Annotated in this window: 18 protein-coding genes and 1 pseudogene; 4 read left to right on the top strand and 15 right to left on the bottom strand. The window is 70.9% G+C overall.

Annotation, left to right across the window (positions count from 1 at the left end):
* Positions 1 to 21 precede the first annotated feature (21 nt).
* Positions 22 to 1,353, top strand: coding sequence for an aminotransferase class I/II-fold pyridoxal phosphate-dependent enzyme (locus ACIBLA_RS35020; protein ID WP_399200917.1), 1,332 nt, complete (start codon positions 22 to 24; stop codon positions 1,351 to 1,353).
* Here the strand turns inward: ACIBLA_RS35020 and ACIBLA_RS35025 are convergent.
* Positions 1,344 to 2,381 carry a DMT family transporter gene (locus ACIBLA_RS35025; RefSeq protein ID WP_399200918.1) on the bottom strand — a complete coding sequence of 346 codons (1,038 nt, stop codon included), beginning with the start codon at positions 2,379 to 2,381 and terminating at the stop codon, positions 1,344 to 1,346. The two genes, ACIBLA_RS35020 and ACIBLA_RS35025, sit on opposite strands and share 10 nt — an antisense overlap.
* Positions 2,382 to 2,454: 73 nt before the next feature.
* Here ACIBLA_RS35025 and ACIBLA_RS35030 point away from each other — a divergent pair, with 73 nt between their 5' ends.
* Positions 2,455 to 3,378 carry a LysR substrate-binding domain-containing protein gene (locus ACIBLA_RS35030; RefSeq protein WP_363244028.1) on the top strand — a complete coding sequence of 308 codons (924 nt, stop codon included), beginning with the start codon at positions 2,455 to 2,457 and terminating at the stop codon, positions 3,376 to 3,378.
* A 7-nt stretch (positions 3,379 to 3,385) separates the two neighbouring features.
* Here ACIBLA_RS35030 and ACIBLA_RS35035 read toward each other — a convergent pair whose 3' ends face one another.
* From ACIBLA_RS35035 to ACIBLA_RS35095, 13 genes and pseudogenes are all read right to left on the bottom strand, one after another.
* Entirely contained in the window at positions 3,386 to 3,850 is a 465-nt protein-coding gene (locus tag ACIBLA_RS35035) for a Rieske (2Fe-2S) protein (protein WP_363244027.1), read from the bottom strand.
* 154 nt (positions 3,851 to 4,004) lie between these two features.
* Positions 4,005 to 4,982: an endonuclease/exonuclease/phosphatase family protein gene (locus ACIBLA_RS35040; RefSeq protein ID WP_399200919.1), complete on the bottom strand. Its 978-nt coding sequence runs from the start codon at positions 4,980 to 4,982 to the stop codon at positions 4,005 to 4,007.
* A 60-nt stretch (positions 4,983 to 5,042) separates the two neighbouring features.
* Positions 5,043 to 6,206, bottom strand: a complete 1,164-nt coding sequence (locus ACIBLA_RS35045; protein WP_363244026.1) for an oxygenase MpaB family protein — start codon at positions 6,204 to 6,206, stop codon at positions 5,043 to 5,045.
* A gap of 53 nt (positions 6,207 to 6,259) precedes the next feature.
* A complete protein-coding gene (locus ACIBLA_RS35050; protein ID WP_399200920.1) occupies positions 6,260 to 7,315 on the bottom strand; it encodes a polyprenyl synthetase family protein in 1,056 nt (351 codons plus the stop codon).
* Positions 7,308 to 7,643 carry a polyprenyl synthetase gene (locus ACIBLA_RS35055; protein WP_399200921.1) on the bottom strand — a complete coding sequence of 112 codons (336 nt, stop codon included), beginning with the start codon at positions 7,641 to 7,643 and terminating at the stop codon, positions 7,308 to 7,310. Before ACIBLA_RS35055 ends, ACIBLA_RS35050 begins: the two co-directional genes overlap by 8 nt.
* Positions 7,644 to 7,785: 142 nt before the next feature.
* Positions 7,786 to 9,123 carry a sugar ABC transporter substrate-binding protein gene (locus ACIBLA_RS35060; RefSeq protein ID WP_363244024.1) on the bottom strand — a complete coding sequence of 446 codons (1,338 nt, stop codon included), beginning with the start codon at positions 9,121 to 9,123 and terminating at the stop codon, positions 7,786 to 7,788.
* A gap of 28 nt (positions 9,124 to 9,151) precedes the next feature.
* Positions 9,152 to 10,039: a PmoA family protein gene (locus tag ACIBLA_RS35065; protein ID WP_399200928.1), complete on the bottom strand. Its 888-nt coding sequence runs from the start codon at positions 10,037 to 10,039 to the stop codon at positions 9,152 to 9,154.
* Between the two features lie 24 nt (positions 10,040 to 10,063).
* Positions 10,064 to 11,248, bottom strand: a pseudogene (locus ACIBLA_RS35070) (Gfo/Idh/MocA family protein); the annotation flags it as partial.
* A complete protein-coding gene (locus ACIBLA_RS35075; RefSeq protein WP_363244023.1) occupies positions 11,245 to 12,153 on the bottom strand; it encodes a carbohydrate ABC transporter permease in 909 nt (302 codons plus the stop codon). The gene ACIBLA_RS35075 and the pseudogene ACIBLA_RS35070, both read right to left, overlap by 4 nt.
* Positions 12,150 to 13,097, bottom strand: a complete 948-nt coding sequence (locus ACIBLA_RS35080; RefSeq protein WP_399200929.1) for a carbohydrate ABC transporter permease — start codon at positions 13,095 to 13,097, stop codon at positions 12,150 to 12,152. Before ACIBLA_RS35080 ends, ACIBLA_RS35075 begins: the two co-directional genes overlap by 4 nt.
* Positions 13,098 to 13,183: 86 nt before the next feature.
* A complete protein-coding gene (gene araD / locus ACIBLA_RS35085; protein ID WP_399200922.1) occupies positions 13,184 to 14,944 on the bottom strand; it encodes an L-arabinonate dehydratase in 1,761 nt (586 codons plus the stop codon).
* Positions 14,941 to 15,864: a dihydrodipicolinate synthase family protein gene (locus tag ACIBLA_RS35090; RefSeq protein ID WP_399200923.1), complete on the bottom strand. Its 924-nt coding sequence runs from the start codon at positions 15,862 to 15,864 to the stop codon at positions 14,941 to 14,943. Before ACIBLA_RS35090 ends, araD begins: the two co-directional genes overlap by 4 nt.
* Entirely contained in the window at positions 15,861 to 16,505 is a 645-nt protein-coding gene (locus tag ACIBLA_RS35095) for a GntR family transcriptional regulator (RefSeq protein ID WP_363244019.1), read from the bottom strand. Before ACIBLA_RS35095 ends, ACIBLA_RS35090 begins: the two co-directional genes overlap by 4 nt.
* A 268-nt stretch (positions 16,506 to 16,773) precedes the next feature.
* Here ACIBLA_RS35095 and ACIBLA_RS35100 point away from each other — a divergent pair, with 268 nt between their 5' ends.
* Positions 16,774 to 17,187 carry a hypothetical protein gene (locus tag ACIBLA_RS35100; protein WP_399200924.1) on the top strand — a complete coding sequence of 138 codons (414 nt, stop codon included), beginning with the start codon at positions 16,774 to 16,776 and terminating at the stop codon, positions 17,185 to 17,187.
* Positions 17,188 to 17,190: 3 nt separating this feature from the next.
* A complete protein-coding gene (locus tag ACIBLA_RS35105) occupies positions 17,191 to 21,090 on the top strand; it encodes an NACHT and WD repeat domain-containing protein (protein ID WP_399200925.1) in 3,900 nt (1,299 codons plus the stop codon).
* 27 nt (positions 21,091 to 21,117) lie between these two features.
* Here the strand turns inward: ACIBLA_RS35105 and ACIBLA_RS35110 are convergent, their stop codons facing one another.
* Positions 21,118 to 23,127 (bottom strand): beta-galactosidase, encoded by a 2,010-nt coding sequence (locus ACIBLA_RS35110; RefSeq protein ID WP_399200926.1) that lies wholly within the window; start codon positions 23,125 to 23,127, stop codon positions 21,118 to 21,120.
* Positions 23,128 to 23,231 lie beyond the last annotated feature (104 nt).

Here is a 23,231-nt window from a genome sequence, read left to right on the forward strand (position 1 = left end):
TACTAGTGCATAGTTGTCTTTGTGCTAGGAGAGTATCGGATCGAAGGTCGGCGTGCTGCCGAGATCGCCGCGAGCGTGGAGCGGGGGATCGGTGCCGGACATCTGGCGCCCGGCCAACCGCTGCCGCCTCTAAGGGAGTTGGCGCTGGAGCTGGCCGTCAATCCCAATACGGTGGCCGCCGCGTACCGCACGCTTCGTGACCGAGGCGTGATCGAGACGGCGGGTCGCAGGGGCAGCCGCGTGCGCGCGCGGCCGTCGAGCACGTCGCGCGGCTCCATCCGGGTCGATGTGCCCGAGGGTGTACGGGAGGTGTCGGACGGCAATCCGGACCCCGCCCTGCTGCCGCCGCTGCACGACGCGCTCGCGGTCGCCGCGCGTGATCACGCGGAGCGTCCGGGGCGCTACGGGGACGCTGCGGTCCTCCCCGAGCTGGCCCGTCTCGCCCGCGCCGGGCTGGACGAGGACGGCGTGCCCGACGGTCCGATCGCCGTCACCTCCGGCTCGCTGGACGCGATCGAGCGCGTACTGGCCGCCCACCTGCGGCCGGGGGACGCCGTCGCCGTCGAGGATCCGGGGTGGGGCGGCCTGCTCGATCTGGTGCCCGCGCTCGGGCTGCGGCCCGTGCCGATGGCGCTGGACGACGACGGGCCGCTGCCGGGGGAGCTGGAACGGGCGCTACGAGGCGGGGCGCGGGCGGTCGTCGTCACCGACCGGGCGCAGAATCCGACGGGGGCGGCGGTGGGCGAGGCCCGCGCGCGGGAGCTGCGTACGGTGCTGGCGGCGCATCCCCATGTACTTCTCATCGAGGACGACCACGGGCATCGGATCGTCGATCTGCCGCTCCGTCCGCTGGCCGGCGTCACGGACAGCTGGGTGCTCGTCCGGTCCACGGCGAAGGCGTACGGCCCCGATCTGCGGCTCGCCGTGATGACCGGGGACACCGTGACCGTCGACCGGGTGACGGGGCGTCAGCAACTGGGGCCGGGCTGGGTGAGCAGACTGCTGCAACGGGCGGTCGTCGAGCTGTGGCGGACGGACGCGGTCGACCCCCGTACGGTCGCCGGTGCGTACGGCCGGCGGCGGGACGCGCTGGTACGGGCGCTGGCCGAGCGGGGCGTCGAGGCGCACGGGCGGAGCGGGATGAACGTGTGGGTGCCGGTGGCCGAGGAGACCGGCGCGGTGGCGCGGCTGCTGCACGCGGGATGGGCGGTCGCGCCCGGCGCGCGTTTCCGGCTGGCGGCGGGGCCCGGCGTACGGCTGACGGTGTCGGCCATGACGGGGGACGAGATCGAGGCGGTCGCGGACGCGGTGGCCGACGCGGCGGGGGCCGCGCCGGCGCGTAGCTACGGCTGATCGGCGGTGAGCGGGGCCGTAGCCGTAGCCGATGCCGACGCCGTTCGTGTGGGCGCGGGCGCCGGTTCGGAGGCGTGTGTGACGCGGGAGCCGTCGGCCCGGTGCTGGGTGAGCGCGGCGCCGACGAGCACGATGACCGCGCCGACCGGGGTGTTCCAGTGCAGCGGCTCGTCGAGGACGGCCACACCGGCGGCCGTCGCGATGACGGGGACGAAGTAGGTGACCATCTGGCCGGTCGTCGGACCCACTTCGGCGACGAGGCCGTACTGGATCAGCAGGGCCAGGCCCGTCCCCAGGCTGCCGAGCGCCACCACGGCGAGGAGCGGCAGCACCGGGAAGGACGTCGGAAGATCGGTGAACAGCGGTGTGACGACGCCCAGTTGCAGCGTCGCCATGAACAACTGCGCCCCGGTGAGCGAGAGATGCGAGCTGCCGTTGCCCGCGAGCGTACGGCGGACGTAGACCCAGCCGACGGCGTAGCTGAGCGAGGCCAGCAGGGCCATCGCCGTACCGGTGAAGTCCAGCCCGGAGAAGCCCTGCCAGGCGCCGAGCACGGTCAGTACGCCGATGAAGCCGAGGCCCAGGCCACCGACCCGGCGCCGGGTGGGGCGGTCCTCGGACAGCGCCACGAGCGACAGCAGCATGCCCCACAGCGGAGAGGTGGCGTTGCAGATGCCCGCGAGGGTCGACGGGATGGTCAGCTCCGCGTAGGAGAAAAGGGAGAACGGAACGGCGTTGAGGATGAACGCGGCCACCGTGAGATGGCCCCAGGTACGCGGGCCCCGTGGCAGCCGCTCGCGCCGTACGGCCATCGCGACGGCCAGGACGGCCGTACCGAAGAACAGCCGGCCGAAGGTCACCTGGAACGGCGCGTAGCTCTGGGTGCCGACCTTGATGAGCAGGAAGCTGAAGCCCCAGATCAGCGAGAGCACGCAGAACCGGATGCGCCAGTCGATCGTGGTACGGCGGGGAGTGGCGGCCGAGGACGATCCGGCGGGCCCGGTGCGGGGCGGGGTCGCTGTGCTCATACGGCAACGATGACGCTCGGCACCTCTTAGGACAAGCGAGAATAACTCGACTCGTTCACGTAGCATCGCTTACATGTTGAATCTGGAGAGGCTGCGGATCCTGGATGCCCTCGCCCGGCACGGCTCGGTGAGCGGCGCCGCCGACGGGCTTCATGTGACCACGTCCGCCGTCTCGCAGCAGATGGCCAAGCTGGAGCGGGAGGTCGGCCAGCAACTGCTCGCCAAGCGCGGGCGCGGTGTCCGGCTCACCGACGCGGGGCGGCTGCTCGCCGACCACGCCGCACGGATCATCTCCCAGGTGGAACTCGCGCAGTCGGACATCGAGGCGCAGCGCGGGCAGGCGGTCGGCGAGGTACGGATCTCCGCGTTCCCCACGGCGGCCCGTGGTCTGTTCCCCGTCGCGCTCGCGTCGCTGCGCAAGGCGCATCCCGATCTGCGGGTGCGGTCAATGGAGTTGGAGCCGGACGGCGCGATCCGGCAGGTTCTGCGGGGCGATCTCGATCTCGCCGTCGTACTGGACTGGAACAACAAGCGGCTGCCGGTGCCCGGCGGGCTGGCGACCGCGTCGCTGCTGGAGGACGCGGCGGATGTGGCGATGCCGGCCGATCACCCGCTGGCGGGGCGGCGGGACGTCGATCTGGAGGAGTTCGCCCACGACTCGTGGGTGTCGTGGCCGACGGGCGAGTTCTGCCACGAGTGGCTGGTGTTCACGCTGCGTTCGAAGGGGATCGAGCCGAGGATCGAGCACCTGGCGGGCGAGCAGCACACCCAACTGGAGCTGATCCGTGGTGGGTTGGGGGTCTGTGTCGCGCCACGGCTGGGGCGCGGGCGGCTGCCCGATGGTGTCGTGGCGGTGCCCGTACGGCAGAAGATGTTCCGGCACGTGTACGCGGTGTGGCGCGCCGACGCCGACCGCCGCCCGTCGATCAGGGCGGCGGTCGAGGCGCTGGAGGAAGCGGCGCAAGTGGTGAAGTCCGGGGAACCGGCGGCGGGTTGACAGCCCGTCAGGCGAGTGAGATCGAGTCCCCCTCGACGGTGATCTCTTTGGCACCCAGCGGCTCGGTGGCGGGGCCCTTCTTCACGCTGCCGTCCGTCGCGTCGAACTGACTGCCGTGGCAGGGACAGGTGATGGTGCCTTTCGCGATGCTCCCGACCGCGCACCCCGAGTGCGTGCACTTCGAGGAGAAGGCCTTGAACTGACCCGCCGACGGCTGGGTGACCACCACTCCCTGGGCCTCGAAGACCTTGCCGCCACCCTCCGGGATCTCGGAGGTACTGGCGAGCACTTCTCCCTGCTCGCCGTTCGCGCCGTCGTCCGCCGGAGCCTGCGCGACGGAGTCCGATCCGTCGTCCGACCCGCAGGCGACGAGCGCCGCGCCAAGGCCGACGGCGCCCGCCGCCGCCACGACCGTACGGCGGGCCACCGTCCGGCCCGTGGCCGTCGGTGCGGTGTCCTGCGTTCCCGTCATGTCTGCTCCCTGTCCGTTGCCGGCTCCGGCGGCCGGCTCTTGAGGGGGTACGCACCGCTGCGACGCGGTGTTCAAGCCCTCGAAGACTTTCTCAAAGTTTCAAGGACTTCTGGTGGAGACCGACGTCCGGAACAGGCCGACTTCCTCGTCACTGTCAGCCATCGGCGCGGTCGAGACCCGTGATCCCGGCGGCGACCGGCAGATGGTCGCTGCCGGTCGCGGGCAGCGTGCGGATATGGGCGACGGTCGCCGAGCGGGCCATGACCTGGTCGATCCGGGCCAGCGGGAAGGCCGTGGGGAAGCTGAGGGCGAAGCCCCGCTCCGCCGTATTCAGCCGTGAGGTCAGCGGGGCCAACCCGCGGTCGTCCACCGTGCCGTTGAGGTCGCCCAACAGGATCACGGCCTCCGTCCGCTCGGCGGCCACGGCCCTGCCCAGCAGGGCAGCGCTCTCGTCGCGCGCGGCCGAGGCGAGGCCGCTCGCCCCGAACCGGACCGACGGGAGATGGGCGACGTACGCCGCGACATCACCGTGCGGCGTGTCGACCACGGTCCGCAGTCCGCGGTTCCACCCTTCCGGGATCCCCCGAGGTCTGATGTCCAGCGGACGGGTGGCGGTGAGCGGATGCTTCGACCAGAGCCCGACGGTGCCCCGGACCTCGTGGTGCGGGTAGTCGGGGGCCAGAGTCTTCTCGTAGACCGTCAGCGCCGGGGGCACCAGCTCCTCCAGCGCGATCAGATCGGGCGAGGCGCCGGCCAGCGCGCGGGCCGTGCCCGCCGGGTCGGTGTTCTCGTCGCTCACGTTGTGCTGCACGACGACAAGGTCGTACGTGTCGGCCTCCGCACCCGGCAGGAACAGCCCGCCGAACAGATACGTCCACGCCGCCACCGGCAGCAGCAGGGCCACGAGCGCGACGGCCGAACGGCGCAGCAGCCCCAGAACGAGCAGCACCACGACCACCAGGCCGAGCCACGGCAGGAACGCCTCCAGCGCACTGCCCAGGCGGCCGACGGAGTTGGGCACCGCCCGGTGGAACGCCAGGAGTAAGGCCGTCAGCACCGCGAGCGCGGCGAGCACCCGTCCCCGTGTCCCGGCCCACCGGAGCCCGTCGTGCCCGCGTATGTCCTCCACCATGGCTTCCCATCCGCTTGATCGTGTCCATCAAGACGAACGGGCAGGCGGAGCAGTTGCCGTTCACATGCCCACCGTGGCGGCCGGGGGAGTCCAGCGGCTGGTGCGCGGGACGGCTGACGAGAGGCCGTAGTCCTTCTTGAGCTGCTCCGGGATGGCGTAGTGCATGACGCGCCCGCGCGTGAGGGAGGAGAGTTCGAGCAGGGTGGTGAAGTGGCCGACGCGGTCCAGTGCCCAGGCGCCGAGCGGTGAGCGGTCCTCGACGGTCTCCAGCACATTCAGCAGCGCGGGGGCGGCCTTCACGAGCGTGTCCCACCGGGTGCGCGGCACCTCCAGCCAGTCGGCGCTCGTGTCCCCGATCAGATAGCGGATGAGCGCGGACACGACGGGGTCGAAGAGGGTGCCGGGCACCACTTCCTCGTACAGGTCGATCAACTGCCGCATGAGGTTGGCGCCCTCCTCGCTGGGGCCCATGTGGCGCGTCATGTACAGATCCGAGAAGTGGCGCCCAGCGGCCACGTCGGCGGGCGCGTGGGTCTGGTCGACACCGAGCATGGCGCCCACCACGCGCCAGGCGTAGAAGTACGACTCCGCGCCGTCCACGCTCATATGGATGCCCAGCCGGTGCAGGGCGTCCAGGACCTGGACGGAGAACATCATCTGCCCGCCGATCATGTCCTCCTGGCAGATCGGGATCCCGAGACTCGCCACGTCCCAGCGCCCCTCGCGCCCCAGGTGATGGCGGATGGACGCGTGCAGGAGCCGGACCTTCTGGGCGGCGGGGATGAACCGGCTGCCCGCCTCGAAGGCGTTGGGCTGCATGAGATGGACGGTGAACTGCCCCGTCTCGGCCATGCGCTTCGACGGGTACTTGAGCGAGTGGGCCGCAGACAGCAGCTTCGCGATGTGCGGGACGACGTAACAGGCGGGCATGGAGGCGAAGGACAGCGCGGTGGAGATGTGCACGTTGTTGTCGATGAAGAACAGCCGCGCTTTCTCCATCTCGTCCCAGTCCACCCACGCCGGCGGCCCGCTGGTCTCGTTCAGATACTCACGGGCCACCTCCGGCAGCCCGTCGGGCAGTTCCTGACCGACGGTGGAGACGTAGCGCATGAGGGAGTTGAACGTGCCCACCTCGCCGCGCTCGAAGAGGGTCGCGACGGTGGCGTCGGCGAGTTCGTCACCGTACTCGCGCAGGGAGTTGAGGGACTGTTCGGTGCAGGCCACGGTCGGCCCTTTCGAGAGGTGGGGGGCGGGGGAGCCGGCGGCGGACGGCGAGTTCAGTCCGGCCGGCTGGTGGCCGCGGTGGCCAGTCGGGTCAGGGAGCGGTGCGCCAGATCGGGCAGTCCGGCGCCGCCCAGCGCGCGGACGGCGAGCGTCACCCGCTCGGTGATCATGGACTCGACGCGGTCGCGCGCACCGGTGCCCTCCACGACGGCGCGTACGCGGCTCAACTGAGGGCACGTCAGGGTCCGGCGGCCGAGGAGAGCCGTCAACTCCCGCCGTTCGGCGGGGCCGGCCGCCTGCTGGGTGAGGGCGAGGAGCGCGGTGGGGCGGCCGCCGGAGATGTCGTCGGTGTTCGGCTTACCCGTGGTCGCCGGGTCGCCGAACAGTCCGATGAGGTCGTCCCGCAGCTGGAACGCCTCGCCGAGCGGGAGCCCGTAGTCGGAGAACACCTCGCGCAGGGCGGGATCGGCACCGGCGAGTCCGGCACCGATGTGCAGCGGATGCTCGACGGTGTACTTGGCCGTCTTGTAGCGGATCACCTTCAGCGACCGCCGTACGTCGGACGTGCCCCCGGTGTGCAGGATCTCCAGCGCCTCCCCGGCGATCAACTCGCGGGCCAGCACGGCCCACAGATCACGGGCCTGCCCCAGATACGCCGCGGGCAGACCGCATCCCGCGAACATCTGGCCCGCCCACGCCATCAGCAGGTCTCCGGCCAGCATGGCCAGCGACCTGGCCCGCGCTTTGGGGCGCGAGCCGTCCAGGAACGCCTCGCGCAGGGCCACATGGGCGGTCGGCAGACCGTGCCGCAGGCCGCTGTCGTCGATGATGTCGTCGTGGACGACCGCGGCGGCGTGGACCAGCTCCATGCTCGCCGCCGCTCGTACCATCGCGTCGCTGTCCGGCTGCCCCGCGGCCCGCCAGCCCCAGTAGCAGAAGGCCGAACGCAGCCGCTTCCCGCGGGCGGTGACGGTCGTCAGGACGTCCACGAGGGGCGCCAGTTCATCGTCCAGCGCGAGCAGCGCTTCGCTCTCCGCCCGCACGAACCGTTCCAGTTCCCGGTCCACGCGGGACTTCAGCGACGCCTGCTCGCGGGCCGCCTCAGGCACCGGTTCCGCCGACCGTTCCGTCAGCCGTGTCGAGCCGGAGTCGCGCGTGGCGCGCGAGCACTTCCATGTGCGCGACGTCTCCGGTGCCGAGGAGGCCGGCGCCCGGCGGGTCCGTGCCGAGGCGGTCCAGGGCCAGCCGGCCGCGCGCCTGGAGGTCCTGCCGGCCCTGCGCGGCCAGGGCGCCGATGTCCGAGCGGCCCAGCAGACCGCAGGCGGCCCGCACCGCCGAACCGCACGTACTCAGCGCCAGATCCGCCAGGCCGGCCAGCAACAGCACCGGCCGGCCCCCGCTGTTCCCGTCCCGTTCGACGTCCTGTGGCAAGTCCATGGTCCCCACCCCTCTGCCCCACGGCCGGGCACGTTCGTGCCCGGCCCTGACAGCAGAGTGCCTGGTGGACGGCGCCCCCGTGCTCCGGATATCCCATCAGGTGATCACTCGTTCGGGTGTGCGGCGGATTCCCCGGTGCGGATCACTTCGCCATCTGCTCGTTCCACTCCGCCTGGGCGTCGTTGAGCTCCTTGGCGACCTTGTCCGCGAACTCCTTGGCGGACATCTCACCGAGGAGCACCTTCTGGAAGTTCGGCTCGTTGCCGGACTTGCTGATCGTGTTCCAGTCGGGCAGGTAGTACGGCAGGTTGACGATCTTCGTCGAGCCGTCGCTCAGCGCCTTCATCGCCGCCGCGGTCGGCTCGGCCTTCTGGATCCAGGCGTCGGAGGCGGCGTCGGTGTTCGCCGGTATGGAGCCCGCCGACTCGTTCCACGCGCTGTTGGACTTGTGGGAGGCCGCGAACTCGATGAACTTCCAGGCCGCCGCCTTGTTCTTGCTGTTCTTGAACAGCCCGAGCCCGTCCACCGGGTTGGAGACCTGGACGCGCTCGCCGTTCTCCTGCGCCGGATAGGGCAGGCCTTTGAACTTCTCGTTGCCCAGCGACTTCACATGGTCCTGGTACGAGGCGAGGTTATGGGTCAGCATGCCGATGGTGCCGTTGTCGTACTGGGCGACCATCTTGATGAAGTCGTTGTTGACGTCGGCGGACGGCGTCACCTTCTTGTAGAGGGCGACGTACTTCTCCAGCGCCGCCACGTTCTTCGGGTCGTTGACCGTCGTCTTGTCGCCGTCCCAGAAGGACGTGATGCCGGACTGCCCGTACATCGCGTCCATCGCCGGCGCGATGGACCCGGCCCCACCGCGGATCGTGTAACCGAACTTGTCCGTACCGGGCTTGGTGAGCTTCTCCGCCGCCTCGTAGAAGGCCGGCCAGGTCGTCGGCGGCTCAAGGCCCGCCTGCGCGAACAGATCCGTGCGGTACCAGAGCGTGCCGTTGTTGGTGGAGCTGGGCACCGAGTACATCTCGTCGCCGCGACCGCCCGCCGCCTTCACGCTCTCCACCATCGACGGGACCAGCTTGCCCTTGAGCGGACCGGCGTCGACACGGTCGCCGACCGGCTCCAGCACCTCCCGGACCACGAGGTTGGAGAGATAGGCGGTGCCGACGCCGCCGACGTCCGGCAGCCCGCCGCCGTCGATCGCCGTGTCGTACTTCTGCTGGACCTGGTCGATCGGGATACCGACGTACTTGACCTTGATGTCCTTGTTCTGCTGCTCGAAGTCCTTGATGATCTGCGCCCAGATGTCCCTGCGCTCACCTGTGTTGTTGTCCCAGAGGGTGATCTCCCCCTTGCCGGACCCTTCGCTGCCGCTTCCGCCGCTGCCGTCGTCACCGCACGCGGTTGCCGCCAGGGCGAGCACCGTCGTCAGGGAGACGGCCGCGGCCGTCCGCCCTCTGCTTGCCTTCGAGACTGTCATGATCGGCTCTTCTCTCTGAGGGTCATTCCTATGACTGCGTGTCAGCCGGTGGTACGTCACGGACATCACGGATGTCACCGATGTCGTGGGCGATCGCCTTACGAGCCAGGTCCGCAGCGGACGGGCGGTCGAGCCGCCCGTCCGCGACGACCGTGAGGATGCGCCGCGAGACGTCGGCTCCCGCGGCCAGCGGCAGCCGCCGTGCCCAGGCCAGCGAGGAGCCCACGCCCGGGTACTGGCCGGTGCGTACGAACCACGGGTCCCGCCGTGTCTCGTCGTCCGCCCCGGCGAAGACCAGCGTCCAGTCCCGGCCCGCCAGCGCCAGCCACCGCGCGGTGGTCCCGTGCACCGCGTCCTCGCCGCTCGCGGTCGCCGTGAACACCTCGGGCCGCTCGTCCGCCGCGTCCTCCTTGGGAGCGCGCCAGAAGAACCCGCCGTATCCGGCCCCCGGCCGCCCGTTGGTGGCCGGGCTGCCGATCGACAGGTCCTCGCCCGACGCGTTGGTCAGTACCGAGGTGAAGTCGAGGACCCAGGCGTCGGCGGAGAGCGCGAAGGTGCTGATCGCCCGCCGCTCCGTGAGGAGTTCGCGTCCCTCCCGGGTCCAGGACAGCTCCTGCACCCGGATGCCGGGGTCCTGCCGCAGCCAGCGCGTGTGCTCCTGCGCGCCGTGGTTGTCGAGCGCCACCGGGCCCCGGTCGCGTACGTAGGTGCGTCCGCCCCAGAAGTTGCCGCCCGACACGTCCGGCACGGCCATGGAGACCCCGAGGTGGTGCGCGTGGTCGGCGGGCCGCAGTTCGGTGACGACCCGGCCGCCGAAGGTCCGTACGGGATGCAGATACGGGCGCGGGGACAGCGTCGAGGGCAGCCGCGGACGGTGTACGTAGTCCGCCACCGCGCGGCCGTCGCAGCGCAGCACCGTCGCGTCCGCCGGCCCGGGTTCGGGCGTGGCCCAGTCAGCGCCCAGCTCCGAGAACGTGGCCAGCGTCGCGGCGCTCTCCGCGACCAGCTCGTCGATGCCCTTCACGATCCGGCGCGGCCCGTTCGCCCCGCTCGCCCCGTTCGCCCCGTTCGCCCCGTTCGCCCCGCTCGCCCCGCTCACGCCCTGCGCGCCGTACCAGGCGTCCGCGGGCAGTGGCGTCGGCGGCGGACCGGTCCTGACGGCCTCCAGGATCCGCATGAAGCCGCCGGTGCGGTGCGGCGGTACGAGCAGATCCGCGCCCCCGCGCAGATGCTCGACCAGGTTCTCCAGCAGGTCGGTGCGCCCGTACACCGTCTCGGCCGGTTCCCCGCCTCCCGTGTGCTCCACCCGCACCCGGTCCTGCTTGTACCAGAAGGTGATGCGGCCACCGGTGCCGTGGACCACGACGTACGGCTCCGAGTTCCGCTCCGCGCACAGCGTCACCGCGACCGTGATCCGCGTCGACCGTGCCGTCGTCAGCCGCAGACAACTCGTGTCGTCCGCCTCGATGTCATTGGCCCGGAACTGCTCCAGCTCGATCCGGCCGATGTCCTCGGCCAGGTCGCTGCCGTCGACACGCAGGGCCGTCGCCACCGCGTGCGCGAGCGGATTGGTGAGCACTCCGTCCACGACGTCCCGGCCGTCCAGCGCCCGGCGCCCGGCCCAGGGGACACGGTGGTAGTAGGCCTCGTCGCGTACCCACGCCCCGGCCGCGCCGATCCCGCGCGGCCGCCCGATCGCGCCGGCCAGGACCAACTTCCTGATCGCGCCCAGGGCATGGGACCCGAGCGACTGGAACCCGACCTGGCAGACCGTGCCGCTCTCCGCAAGCCCGGCGAGCAGCCGCTCGTACTCCGCGTACGAGGCGGTGGTCGGCTTCTCCAGCAGGGTGTGCACCCCACGGGCGGCGGCGGTGAGCGCGAGATCGGTGTGCGTGTGGAGGGGCGTGCAGATGACCGCCGCCTCCGCGCCCGTACGGTCCAGCAGTTCACCGAGGTCGCCGGACTGCTCGGGGGCGTCGAAGCCGTCCAGCTCCGCCGGGGTCAGCGGAGTCAGCTCGCAGACGCCCACGAGCCGGACCAGGCCCGCCTGTTGGAGGCGGTGGATGTTGCGCAGATGCGAGCGGCCGTGGCCACGGGCCCCCGCAAGCACGACAGGCAGGCTCATCCCTTCACCGCCCCCGCGCTGAAGCCGGTGATCAGCCACTTCTGGATGAAGGCGAAGACGATGACGACCGGGACCGCGGAGATCACACCGCCCGCCGCCAGCGCCCCGAAGTCGACGCTGTCCGCCCCGATGAGGGTGGAGAGACCGACCGGGATCGTCTGTTTGTCCTGGTCCATCAGGAACATCAGGGCGAAGAGGAAGTGGTTCCAGCTGGCTACGAAGGCGAAGGAGCCGACGGCGATCAGACCGGGCCGCAGCATCGGCAGCACGACGATGCGAAAGGCCTGGAGCCGTGAACAGCCGTCCACCCAGGCCGCCTCCTCCAGCGAGTACGGCACGTTCTTGATGAAGCCGCTGATCAAGATGATGGAGAGCGGGAGTTGGAAGACGGTCTCCGCGATGACCACGCTCAGCGGGGAGTTGATGAGCGAGAGATTCTTGAAGATCTGGAAGAGCGGCACCAGCATCAGGGCGCCGGGGATGAACTGCGAGCACAGCAGCGCCAGCATGAAGCCCTGTTTGATACGGAAGTTGAAGCGTGCCAGAGCGTAGCCGCCGGCCAGCGCGACCCCCGTCGTACAGATGAGGGTGAACACGCCGATCAGCGCGCTGTTCTGGAAGAAGACGGAGAAACTGCGGTCGTTCCAGACCTTCTCGAAGTGGTCGAAGGTCATCGGCCACGGCACCAGCGACGTGGAGCCCGCGGGCCGCAGCGAGAACAGCACCATCCAGTAGAAGGGGATGAGGGTGAAGAGGAGATACAGCCCGAGCGGCACATAGATCTGCCATCGGGGCACCTCGTCGAAGGCACGCCCGCGCCGCCGCTTCCTTCTTACGGCGGGTGGCTTGGAGCCGCCGCCCGCGGGCACCGTGGACGTGCCCTTCTCGGTCATGACCGCGGTCACTTGTGATCGCCTCCGAACTTGCTCAGGCGCAGATAGAGAATCGAGCAGAAGAGGAGGATCCCGAAGGCGACGGTCGTCAGCGCGGTGGCGTAGCCGAAGTCGTGTGCCTCGAACCCGGTGACCGCGACGTACAGCGGCAGTGTGGTGGTGACGCCCGCCGGACCGCCCTCGGTGAGAGTGAGGAGCAGGTCGACGTTGTTGAACTCCCAGACGGCGCGCAGCAGCGTGGAGAGGACGATCGCGTCCCGCAGATGGGGCAGGGTGATGTGGAAGAACTGACGGAACCTGCTCGCCCCGTCGACCGACGCCGCCTCGTACAGATCATCGGGGATGGACTGGAGGTCGGCGAGGATGAGAATCGCGAAGAACGGCACCCCGCGCCAGAGTTCGGCCAGTACGGCGGCCCAGAAGACGGTCCCGGTGTCGGAGAGCACCGACGAGCCGTAGGTGCCGATGCCCGCGTCGGCGAGATAACGGCCCACGCCCGTCGACGGGTTGTACAGCAGCAGCCAGATGGTGGTGGTCAGGACGCCGGAGACGGCCCAGGGCGAGAAGACCAGCGCGCGGGCGGCGGCGCGGCCCACGAACGTCTGGTTGACGAGGAGCGCGAGGATCAGACCGAGGGCGAGCTGGAGGCTGACCTCGGTGAAGACCCACTTGGCGGAGAAGGCGAGGCTGTCCCAGAACAGCGGGTCCTCGGTGAAGATCCGTTTGAAGTTGTCGAGGCCCGCGAAGCCGTTCCGCCAGGGCTTGGTGGCGTTGTAGTTCTGCAGGCTGTAGTAGAAGACGCTGAGCATCGGATAGGCGATGAAGCCCACCATCAGCAGCACGGCCGGGGCGATCAGCAGATACGGGAGACGGTGTGGTGAGAGCCCTGTGCCCGTCCGGCGGGACCCCGGCTTCTTCGGCGCCCCGGGCGGGGCGCCTGATGAGTCCTGCGCCACAGCTGAGGCCATGACCGGTTCTCCGTTCCTTCGGTGAAGTCCAGCGGTGAAGTCCTGCGGTGAAAGAGGCGTGCGTGTGTGCCGTGTCAGCTCACGTACGGGTCGGGTACGTCCCCGGGCCTGGCCAGGAAGGCGAAGTCGCAGCCGGTGTCGGCCTGGGTGATCTGGTCCTGGTAGAGGGCGCCGTAACCGCGTCCGTAACGTGCGGGCGGCGGTGTCCAGTCGGCCCGGCGCCTTGCCAACTCCTCGTCGCTCACCTGGAGATGGAGGCTGCGCGCCTCGACGTCGAGGGTGATGAGATCGCCGGTGCGGACGAGGGCCAGGGGCCCGCCGACGTACGACTCGGGTGCGATGTGCAGCACGCACGCGCCGTAACTGGTGCCGCTCATACGGGCGTCGGAGAGCCGGACCATGTCCCGTACCCCCTGCCTGAGCAGATAGTCGGGCAGGGGGAGCATGCCGTACTCGGGCATACCGGGGCCGCCCTTGGGGCCGGAGTTGCGCAGGACCAGCACATGGTCCGGGGTGAGCGCGAGCGCCGGGTCGTTGATGGTGCGCTGGAGCTGCCGGTAGTCGTCGAAGACGACGGCGGGTCCGGTGTGGCGCAGCAGGTGGGGCTCGGCGGCGATGTGCTTGATGACGGCGCCGTCCGGGCAGAGGTTGCCGTGCAGCACGGCGACGCCGCCCTCGTCGGCGAGGGGGTTGTCGCGTGGGCGAATGACGTCGTCGTTGTGGACGAGGGCGCCGTGGAGCTGTTCGCGCAGGGTGTCGTACGCGACGGTGGGGCGGTCCAGATGCAGGACGTCGGTCAGCCGGGACAGGAAGCCGGGCAGTCCGCCGGCGAAGTGGAAGTCCTCCATGAGGTACTTGCCGCCGGGACGGAGGTTGGCGAGTACGGGCACGGTGCGGGCGACCCGGTCGAAGTCGTCGAGGGTGAGGGTGATGCCGGAGCGGCCGGCCATCGCGATCAGATGGATGACGGCGTTGGTGGAGCCGCCGAGCGCGAGGACGGTGGCGACGGCGTCTTCGTAGGCCTCGCGGGTGAGGATCTTCGAGAGCCTGCGGTCATGCCGGACCAAGTCCACGATTCGCCGTCCGGACTCGGCCGCCATCCGTTCGTGTCCGGAGTCGACGGCCGGGATCGAGGAGGCGCCGGGGACCGTGACGCCCAGCGCCTCGGCGGCGGCGGTCAGGGTGGAGGCGGTGCCCATGGTCATGCAGTGGCCGGGGGAGCGGGCGAGGCCGTTCTCCAGTGCGGCCAGCTCGCAGTCGCCGATGAGACCGGCGCGTTTGTCGTCCCAGTACTTCCACATGTCGGTGCCGGAGCCGAGCACTTCGTTACGCCAGTGTCCGGGAAGCATCGGCCCGGCCGGCAGGAAGACCGCCGGCAGGTCCACGGACGCGGCGCCCATCAGCAGCGCCGGTGTCGACTTGTCGCAGCCGCCCATCAGGACGGCGCCGTCGACGGGGTAGGAGCGGAGCAACTCCTCGGTCTCCATCGCCAGCATGTTGCGGTAGAGCATCGGGGTCGGCTTCTGGAACGTCTCGGAGAGCGTGGACACCGGGAATTCCAGCGGGAATCCGCCCGCCTGCCAGACGCCGCGCTTGACGGCCTGGGCGCGTTCGCGCAGATGGACATGGCAGGGGTTGATGTCGGACCAGGTGTTGAGGATCGCGATGACCGGCTTGCCGAGGTGTTCCTCGGGGAGGTAGCCGAGCTGGCGGGTGCGGGCGCGGTGGCTGAAGGAGCGCAGGCCCGACGAGATGCCGCTGCCGTACCACTGGTGGCTGCGCAGGTCTTCGGGGGCGATCCTGCCGGGCGTGGCCGGGGTGCCGGGTGTGGTCATGTCGGCCAGCCCGCGATCAGTGCGGCGACCTCGGCGCGTGCCGGCTCGGGCAGGACACGGCTCGGCGGGCGTACGTCGCGTCGGCAGAGCCCCAGCGCGGCGAGCGCTTCCTTGACGACGGTCACGTTGTCGGCAGACCGCCGTGCCGCGCGCAGGTCCTCGAAGGGCCGGATCCGTTCGAAGACCTTCATGGCCGTGCCGAAGTCCCCGGCGCGCAGCGCCTCCAGCATGCCCAGCGAGACGGCCGGGGCGACATTGACGAGCCCCGAGGTGAAGCCGGTGGCGCCGCCCGCGAAGTACGACGGCGCGTACAACTCGGCGAGTCCCGCCACCCAGACGAACCGCTCCAGGCCCGCGTCACGCGCGAAGGCCGCGAAGCGCGCGGCGTCCGGCACGGCGTACTTGGCGCCGATCACGTTGGGGCACAGCTCACCCAGCTGGGCCAGGCTCGCGCCGCGCAGCCGGGGATCGCGGATGTACGGGACGACTCCCAGCTCCGGCACGGCCTCGGCGATGGAGCGGTGGTAGTCGATCCAGCCGTCCTCGGAGACATACGGATGCACCGGCTGGTGCACCATGACCATCGCGGCCCCGGCCTGCCGGGCGTGCTCGGCGGCGGCCACGGCGGTCGGCACCTCAAGTCCGATGCCCACCACGATCACGGCCCGACCGGCCGTCTCCTCGATGGTCAGCTCGGTGACCGCACGGCGCTCGTCGGGGCTGAGGGCGTAGTACTCACCGGTGTTGCCGTTCGGTGTGAGGGTGCGCACCCCGCCGTCGATCAGCCGGCGCAGCAGGGCGCGGTGCGCCGTGGTGTCGAGGGTGTCGTCGGCGGTGAACGGCGTGACGGGGATCGCCACGACATCGGCGAGCGCGTCCCGCGACACGTCGAGACCCTGACCGGTCGTACGGCTCGTCATATGTGCTCTCCCTCGGGGAACGCCATCCGTACGAAGGAGGCGATGTGGTCGTGCAGAGCGAGGGCGGCGCCGGCGGCGTCACCGGCCAGCGCGAGGCGCAGGATCTCCCGGTGCTCGTCGGCCTCCCGCTCCCAGGACGGGTCGGCGGCCCAGGCGACGGTGGAGACGAGAGCGGCCTGGTCGCGCACCTCGTCGAGCATCCGGGTCAGCATCGGGTTGCCGCAGGAGAGGTACAGCTCGCGGTGGAACGCCCGGTTGGCGAGGGACCGTTCGGCCTGGTCCACCGCCTCGTCGGCCCTGAGCAGGGCGTCACGGGCGGCGTCCAGCGAGACGTGCCGGACGAGGGAGCGCCGTAGCGCCTCCGGCTCCAGCAGCAGCCGCACGTCGTAGACCTCATGGGCCATGGCCGCGTCGACGGTGCGCACGGTGACGCCCTTGAACTGGCTCATCACGACCAGGCCGGTACCGGCGAGCGTCTTGAGGGCTTCCCTGACGGGAGTCTTCGACACCCCGAACCGCGCGGCCAGTTCGGTCTCGACCAGGGCCTGACCGGGGCTGAGACCGCCGGTCAGGATGTCGTGCTTGATCGCTTCCAGAACGAACTGGGTGCGGGAGGGGATCGGACTCGGAGCGAAGGCCATGGGCGCTCTCACATCTCGCGTATCGCGTCTCATATATGACGTACGAAGTACGACGCGATGAAGCTAGGACCGCCCGGATGTTTCGTCAATGCTTCGCGCAGAAGTTCTTAAGGCCGAGGGGCGAGGCAGCCCGTCACGGAACGTGACCATCGTTCCGGCCCCAATCCGGTCACCCCCGGTGTGCGCGATCGGTGAATCCGGTGGCGGCGGCCCGAACGATGGGGCTATACACGGAGTCTGACGTCGGGTCGACTCACTGGGGGCGGTCATGGAAGCTGAGCTGGCGGCACTCGCCTCGTCGGCGGCCACCGTGGTGGTGCAGCAACTGGCCACCACCGGATGGGAGAAGGTGCAGACCTCCCTCGGCACCCTGTGGCGCCGCGTCTACCCCGACCGGGCAGGGACCGTGGAGGCCGACCTGGAGGAGACACGCGCGGCCCTCATCGCCGCCCGTGACGCCGAGGACGCCGACGCCGAGCAGGGGCTGGTCGTGGAGTGGCAGTCGCGGCTGCGCAGGCTGCTCGCCGCTGACGGGTCCCTGGCCGCCGAACTCCGCCGCGTACTGGACGAGTTCGAGCAGCCGGAACCAGCGGCCGGCGACGTGATCACGATGAACGCGACCGCGTCCGGTGGCAGCCGGGTGATTCAGGGCGGCCGGGACGTGCACGTCACCGGTGAGTGAGCGATGAGTTCCCCCACGGGCAACGGCGCGAGCCCCGAGCGGAACGCGTCCGACCGGGCGCGCGAGGGCACCCATGTCGAGGGCCACGCGTCCCGCGGTGCCACCGCGATCGTGGCGGGGCGGGACGTGTATGTCACCTACACGCACGGCACCCGGCGCCGGCGGCGTTCCGAGAAGGGCGATCCGTCCCGCGAGTGCCCCTACCCCGGCCTGGCCGCCTTCGAGGCGGACTCCGCGCGGTGGTACTTCGGGCGCGACCACCTCGTGGCGGAGCTGACCGCCCGGCTCGACCGGCGCCTGCGCACCGGCGGCATCCAGATGGTCGTGGCTCCTTCCGGGGCGGGGAAGACCTCGCTGCTGCGGGCCGGGCTGCTGCCCCGGCTCGACCGGGGAGCGCTGCCGGGCTCGGCGCGCTGGCCGAAGGTCGTCCTCACGCCCGGAGCGGATCCACTGCACGCGCTGGCCACCGGTATCGCGTCGCTGACCGGGGGCGAGGCGGGGGCCATCGCCGGGGACCTCGTCGCGGATCCGCGCACGGCGCTGGCAGGGCTGTCGTCACCGGGGCGTGCGGGCGACGGTGTGGTGATCGTGGTGGACCAGTTCGAGGAACTGTTCACCGTCTGCACCGACGAGCAGCGGCGACGCACCTTCATAGAACTGCTCGACCAGGTCGCGGGAGTCCGGGACGCCGATCACGCCGATCACGCCGACAACGCCGCCGATGCCCCCGACACCGCCGTTCCGGCCGCCCTGGTCGTCGTCGGCCTCCGCGCGGACTTCTACCCGCGATGCGTCGATCAGCCGCAGCTTCGCGCCGCCCTGGAGGACGCCCCGCTCGTCGTCGGCCCGATGTCGGAGGCCGAGCTGCGTCAGGCGATCGTCTACCCCGCCGAGGACGTCGGTCTGGAGATCGAAGCCGGACTGGAGGAACTGCTGCTGCGCGACCTCGGTGCATCGTGGCGCGGCGGCGCCGAGGACACCGGCGGCTACGAGGCGGGGCGACTGCCGCTGCTGGCTCACGCGCTGCGCTCCTGCTGGCAGCAGCGCACCGGCCGCGTTCTGTCCGTACAGGGGTACGTGGACACCGGCGGGATCAAGAACGCGGTCTCAAGGACCGCCGACGCCGTGTACGGCGCGCTGGACGAGACCGACCGCCGGCTCGCCCGTTCACTCCTGCTGCGCCTGGTCAACATCGGTGACGGGACCGATGACACCCGTCGGCGCGTCGGCCGGGAAGGGCTGATCCGTGCCACCGGGGACGGACCGAGGGCGGCGCTGGTGCTGGAGGCGTTCACCAAGGCCCGGCTGCTCACGGTGCAGTTGGACTCGGTGGAGATCTCCCACGAGGTGCTGCTGCACAGCTGGCCCCTGCTGAAGGGATGGATCGACGACGACCGCGCCGGCCGGCTGACCCTCCAGCGTCTGGAGGACGCCGCGGCAACGTGGCACGAGGGCGGCCACGAGTCGTCCCTGCTCTACGGCGGAAGCCGGCTGGAGAGTGCCGAGTCCTGGGCCGCCACCGCCCCGCCCGGTGAACCGAGCGGCACGGCGAAGGAGTTCCTGGCGGCGGCTGTGCGGGCCCGGCGTCGCAGCGGCAGGGTGCGCGCCGGCGTCACCGCCGCCCTCGCCGTGTTCGCTCTGCTGGCCGGGATCGGCGCGGTCTCGGCGTTCACCCAACAGCGCGAGGCCCGCGCCCAGCAGCAGGCGGCGGAACGCCAGCGGGACCTCGTCCTCTACAACCAGATTCTCGCCACCGCCGACCGGCTGCGTACCACCGACGTGTCCGTCGCGGCGCAGCTCACCGTCGCCGCACACCGGATGAACCCGATCGGGGACAGCTACTCCCGCCTGACCGCGGCGGCCAACGCGCCGCTGTCCACGCCCCTCGCCGCTCATCGTGGCGCCGTCTGCGCGGTGGCGGTCAGCCCGGACGGGCGCACCCTGGTCACCGGCAGCGACGACAACACGGTCCGGCTGTGGGACATGTCGGACCGCACCCGGCCGAGACCACGGGGCGAGCCGCTGACCGGGTTCGCCGGCGGCGTGTGCGCGCTGGCGTTGAGCCCGGACGGACGCACACTCGCCACCGGCAGCCACGACCGTTCCGTACGACTGTGGGACGTCTCGCGGGCCGGGCGTGCGGCGCCCCTCGGGTCGCCCCTGCCCGGCTACGAGAACGCGGCGGGCGTGCGGGCCCTCTCCTTCAGCCCGGACGGGCGCGTCCTGGCGACGGGCAGCCAACCCGCCGTGCGGCTGCCGTCCGGCGGTGACCCCGGACTCCGTCTGTGGGACGTGTCGGATCCGGCCGGCCCGGAGCTGCTCAGCGAGACCGCCGAGGGCGCGATGGACGTCGATCATCTGGCGTTCACCCCCGACGGACGGAGGCTGGTGACCAGCCCGGCGGCCATGGGGTTCCGGGTGTGGGACATCTCCGACCCGAAGCGTCCGGAGATCCTGGGCACCGCGCCGAAGGGGCACGAGCGGATGGTGAGCGCGCTGGCGCTGAGCCCGGACGGGCGCACCGTTGTCACCGGGAGTTCCGACAAGACGTTGCGGGTGTGGGACATCTCCGAACCGGAGCGGATCAAGCCCCGTGGGCAGCCCGTCACCGAACTCGCCCATGGCATCGAGTCGTTGGCGTTCGCAAAGGACGGCCGCTCCGTGGCCGCCGGGTCCGAGGACGGCTCCGTCCAGCTCTGGAACCTCTCGGATCCCACCGCTCCCGTACCCCTCGGGGCTCCGCTGGCCGGCCACACCCGGAAGGTCGAGGCCCTGGCCTTCGCTCCCGACGGCAGGACCCTCATCGCCGGTGACGAGGGACGGACGGTCCGGCTGTGGAGCCTCCCGCCGCAGATCCCGACCGGCCGTACCGTCGGATTCTCCCTGCCCAACACCGTCGACGCCCTGGCGTACAGCCCGGACGGGCGCACCCTGGCCAGTGGGCACTTCGACAAGTCGGTCCGGCTGTGGGACGTCTCCAAGCCCGCCCGGCCCGTGCCCCTGGGTGATCCGCTGACGGCGCACACCTACACGGTGTGTGCCCTCTCCTTCAGCCCCGACCGGAAGACGCTGGCCACCGGCAGCCGCGACGAGACGGTCCTGCTCTGGGACATCTCCGACCCGAAGCGGCCCAAGGCCTTGCGGAAACTCACCGGTCACACCGAAGGCGCCTGTGCTCTGGACTTCAGCCAGGACGGCCGCACACTGGCGACCGGCACCGGTTCAGGGTCCGTGTTCCTGTGGGACGTCTCGGACCCGGCACGGCCCAGCAGCCTGGGGCGGTCCCTGATAGAGGTGGACGGGCCTGTCGAAGCGCTGGAATTCAGCCCGGACGAACGCACATTGGCCGCCGGGGCCGGTGATGCCCGAGTGCGGTTGTGGGACGTCTCGGAACGAAGCCAGGCAGCGCCGCTGGGAGAGCCGCTGAGCGCACACACGGCGAGCGTCGGCGCGCTCAGTTTCAGCCCGGACGGGCACACCCTGGCCACCGGCGGGACGGACGCGGTGCGGCTGTGGGACGTCTCCGACCCGGCCAAGGCGCGCGCGGTGCGCACGCTGGCCCTCGACACCAAGTCCATCGGCTCCCTCCTGTTCACCCCGGACGGAAGGACGCTGGTGGGCGGTGCGAACACGAACGTCCAGCTGTGGGACGTGTCCGTACCCAAGCGGGCGGCGCCCCGCGGTGAACCGCTGACCGGTCACACCGAGAGCATCAAGAAGCTCGCCCTCAGCCCCGACGGGCGCACTCTGGTCAGTGGCGGAGGCGATCAGGTGGTCAAGTTGTGGGAGATGGACGCGAGCCGGAACATCGAGCGGATCTGTGCCGGCACGCGTAAGTCCCCGACGGCCGAGGCATGGAGACGCCACATCAGCAGCGACATCCCCTTCCCTTCCCCCTGTTGACGGCGCGCGCCGCCGCGCGGGTGGCGGTCATCGGGGATCCTCCGCCACCACGGCGACTTCGCCCGGCGGAATCGTGATCACGCCCGCTGAACGGATGCCCGACACGACATCGACCCCCGTCGTGGCCACCTCGGCGGGGTGACCCGTGTGGTTCACGGCGAAGAGCCAGGTCCTGCCGTCGGGGGCGGTCCGGCGGGTGACCTCCACTCCGTGGCCCGCCCCCTGGACGGGAGTCGCGCAGCCGGCCTCGGCCGCCCACCGGGGCAGGAACCGCAGGAGGGAGGGGAAGTCCGGGCGGGTGGCCAGATAGCGGGTGTCGCCGTTACGGAGGACGGCCGGGCCGCCTCGCGCGGGCCCGTCGGTGAAGCGGCTCTCCACCTCGGTGTCCGGGCCGGGCAGGACGCGCTCGGCCCACAGCCGGCCGGTCGAGTCGTCGTCCAGGGCGACCGATTCGCCCGCGGCGAGCGGAAGGTACTCGTCCACCCGCAGGCCGAGCAGGTCACGCAGCGCGCCGGGGTACGGTCCGGGGTGGACGCGGTCGTGCGGGTCGACCACTCCGCTGAACGGGCCGACCACCAGATGGCCGCCGCGTGCCGCGTACTCCTCCAGCGCCCGCGCCGTGTCGGTGGACAGCGCGTAGAGCGAGGGCACCAGCAGGAGGCGCTGGTCACCGGGGGCGGGGACCAGGTCGCAGGCGAGCCCGAGGCTCCACAGCGCGCGGTGCCAGTCACGAAGAACGTCCGAGCAGGTCAGGTCGCTGCTGGGGCGGTGGGGCAGTTGCAGGGCCCACATGGCCTCGTAGTCCAGCAGGAGGGCGATGTCGGCGGGCGGGCAGATGCTGCCGGCGATGTCGGCGAGGCCGGCCACGGTGTTGCCCAGCGCTCTGGCCTCCCGCCAGATCCTGGTGTCCTCTCCGCCGTGCGGCACCATGGCCGAGTGCCATTTCTCCGGGCCGTACGCGGACTGGCGCCACTGGAAGAACAGGGCGGCGTCCGCGCCGCGGGCGAGGTGGGTCAGCGTGTTGCGGGTCATTTCGCCGGGGAGTTTGGCGACGTTGCGAGTTTGCCATTGCACCCCGGAGGTGGAGTGCTCCATCAGCATCCAGGGCCGGCCGTCCGCGAGACCGCGGGCGAGGTCGGCGGCGAAGGCGAGGTCGGCGGCGCGGTCGGGGTCCTCGGACATCAGGTAGTGGTCGTTCGAGACGATGTCGACCTCGCGCGCCCAGCGCCAGTAGTCGGTCCAGCGGAGCGCGCCGGTCATGAAGTTGGTGGTGACGGGGCGGCCGGGGGAGTGGGCGCGCACGATGTCCCGCTCCGCGCGGAAGCAGGCCAGATGTTCGGTGTCGCTGAATCGGTAGAAGTCCAGCCACCGGCCCGGCGAGAGGGGGCCGGTGCTGGTGCGCGGCGGGATGACCTGTGCCCAGTCGCTGTAGTGCATCCCCCAAAGGGCCGTTCCCCAACGGTCGTTGAGGGCGTCCAGGTCGTCTCCGTACCTGGTGCGCAGCCAGTCGCGGAACGCGTCGGCCGAAGTAGCGCACCAGCAGTGGGCGTTGGCGTTGGCGTACTCGTTGTTGATGTGCCACATCACCACGGCCGGATGGTCGCCGTAGCGTTCGGCGAGTCGCCGGGTGACCAGTGCGGCACGTTCCCGGTACGCGGGTGAGGACGGGCAGTACGCCTGACGGGAACCGGGCGCGAGCCGTCGGCCGTCGGCTGTCACCGGCAGCGATTCGGGGTGCGCGTGGGAGAACCACAGCGGGGGTGCCGCGGTCGGTGTGGCCAGGTCGACGGCGATGCCCGACTCGTGCAGGAGAGACATGACTTCGTCGAGGCCGGAGAAGTCGAAGGTGTCCGGGCTCGGCTCGATCATGGACCAGGCGAAGACACCGAGAGTCACCAGATTGACGTCGGCCTCACGCATCAGGCGGACGTCGTCCTCCCAGGTCGCTCTGTCCCACTGCTCGGGGTTGTAGTCGGCGCCGTAGGCGGGGCGGGGGATTCGGCTCCATGTGAGGCGCGAGTGGTCGGATCGCGGCATGGCGAAGCTCCTAGATGAGTAAGTCCGATGTGCTGGTCAGTGGTCGTAGGCGGTCAGTGACCGGGTGATCGGTGTTCTGGTGCGGCGGTTGTGCCAGATGGCTG

Origin of the sequence: Streptomyces sp. NPDC050433 (assembly GCF_044458565.1) — a bacterium.
Taxonomy (GTDB): Bacteria; Actinomycetota; Actinomycetes; order Streptomycetales; family Streptomycetaceae; genus Streptomyces.

Coding starts and splice junctions, on each gene's coding strand:
- ACIBLA_RS35025 (WP_399200918.1), bottom strand. CDS start 2,381: ATGAGCACAGCGACCCCGCCCCGCACCGGGCCCGCCGGATCGTCCTCG.
- ACIBLA_RS35030 (WP_363244028.1), top strand. CDS start 2,455: ATGTTGAATCTGGAGAGGCTGCGGATCCTGGATGCCCTCGCCCGGCAC.
- ACIBLA_RS35035 (WP_363244027.1), bottom strand. CDS start 3,850: ATGACGGGAACGCAGGACACCGCACCGACGGCCACGGGCCGGACGGTG.
- ACIBLA_RS35040 (WP_399200919.1), bottom strand. CDS start 4,982: ATGGTGGAGGACATACGCGGGCACGACGGGCTCCGGTGGGCCGGGACA.
- ACIBLA_RS35055 (WP_399200921.1), bottom strand. CDS start 7,643: ATGGACTTGCCACAGGACGTCGAACGGGACGGGAACAGCGGGGGCCGG.
- ACIBLA_RS35060 (WP_363244024.1), bottom strand. CDS start 9,123: ATGACAGTCTCGAAGGCAAGCAGAGGGCGGACGGCCGCGGCCGTCTCC.
- araD (WP_399200922.1), bottom strand. CDS start 14,944: ATGACCACACCCGGCACCCCGGCCACGCCCGGCAGGATCGCCCCCGAA.
- ACIBLA_RS35090 (WP_399200923.1), bottom strand. CDS start 15,864: ATGACGAGCCGTACGACCGGTCAGGGTCTCGACGTGTCGCGGGACGCG.
- ACIBLA_RS35095 (WP_363244019.1), bottom strand. CDS start 16,505: ATGGCCTTCGCTCCGAGTCCGATCCCCTCCCGCACCCAGTTCGTTCTG.
- ACIBLA_RS35100 (WP_399200924.1), top strand. CDS start 16,774: ATGGAAGCTGAGCTGGCGGCACTCGCCTCGTCGGCGGCCACCGTGGTG.
- ACIBLA_RS35105 (WP_399200925.1), top strand. CDS start 17,191: ATGAGTTCCCCCACGGGCAACGGCGCGAGCCCCGAGCGGAACGCGTCC.
- ACIBLA_RS35110 (WP_399200926.1), bottom strand. CDS start 23,127: ATGCCGCGATCCGACCACTCGCGCCTCACATGGAGCCGAATCCCCCGC.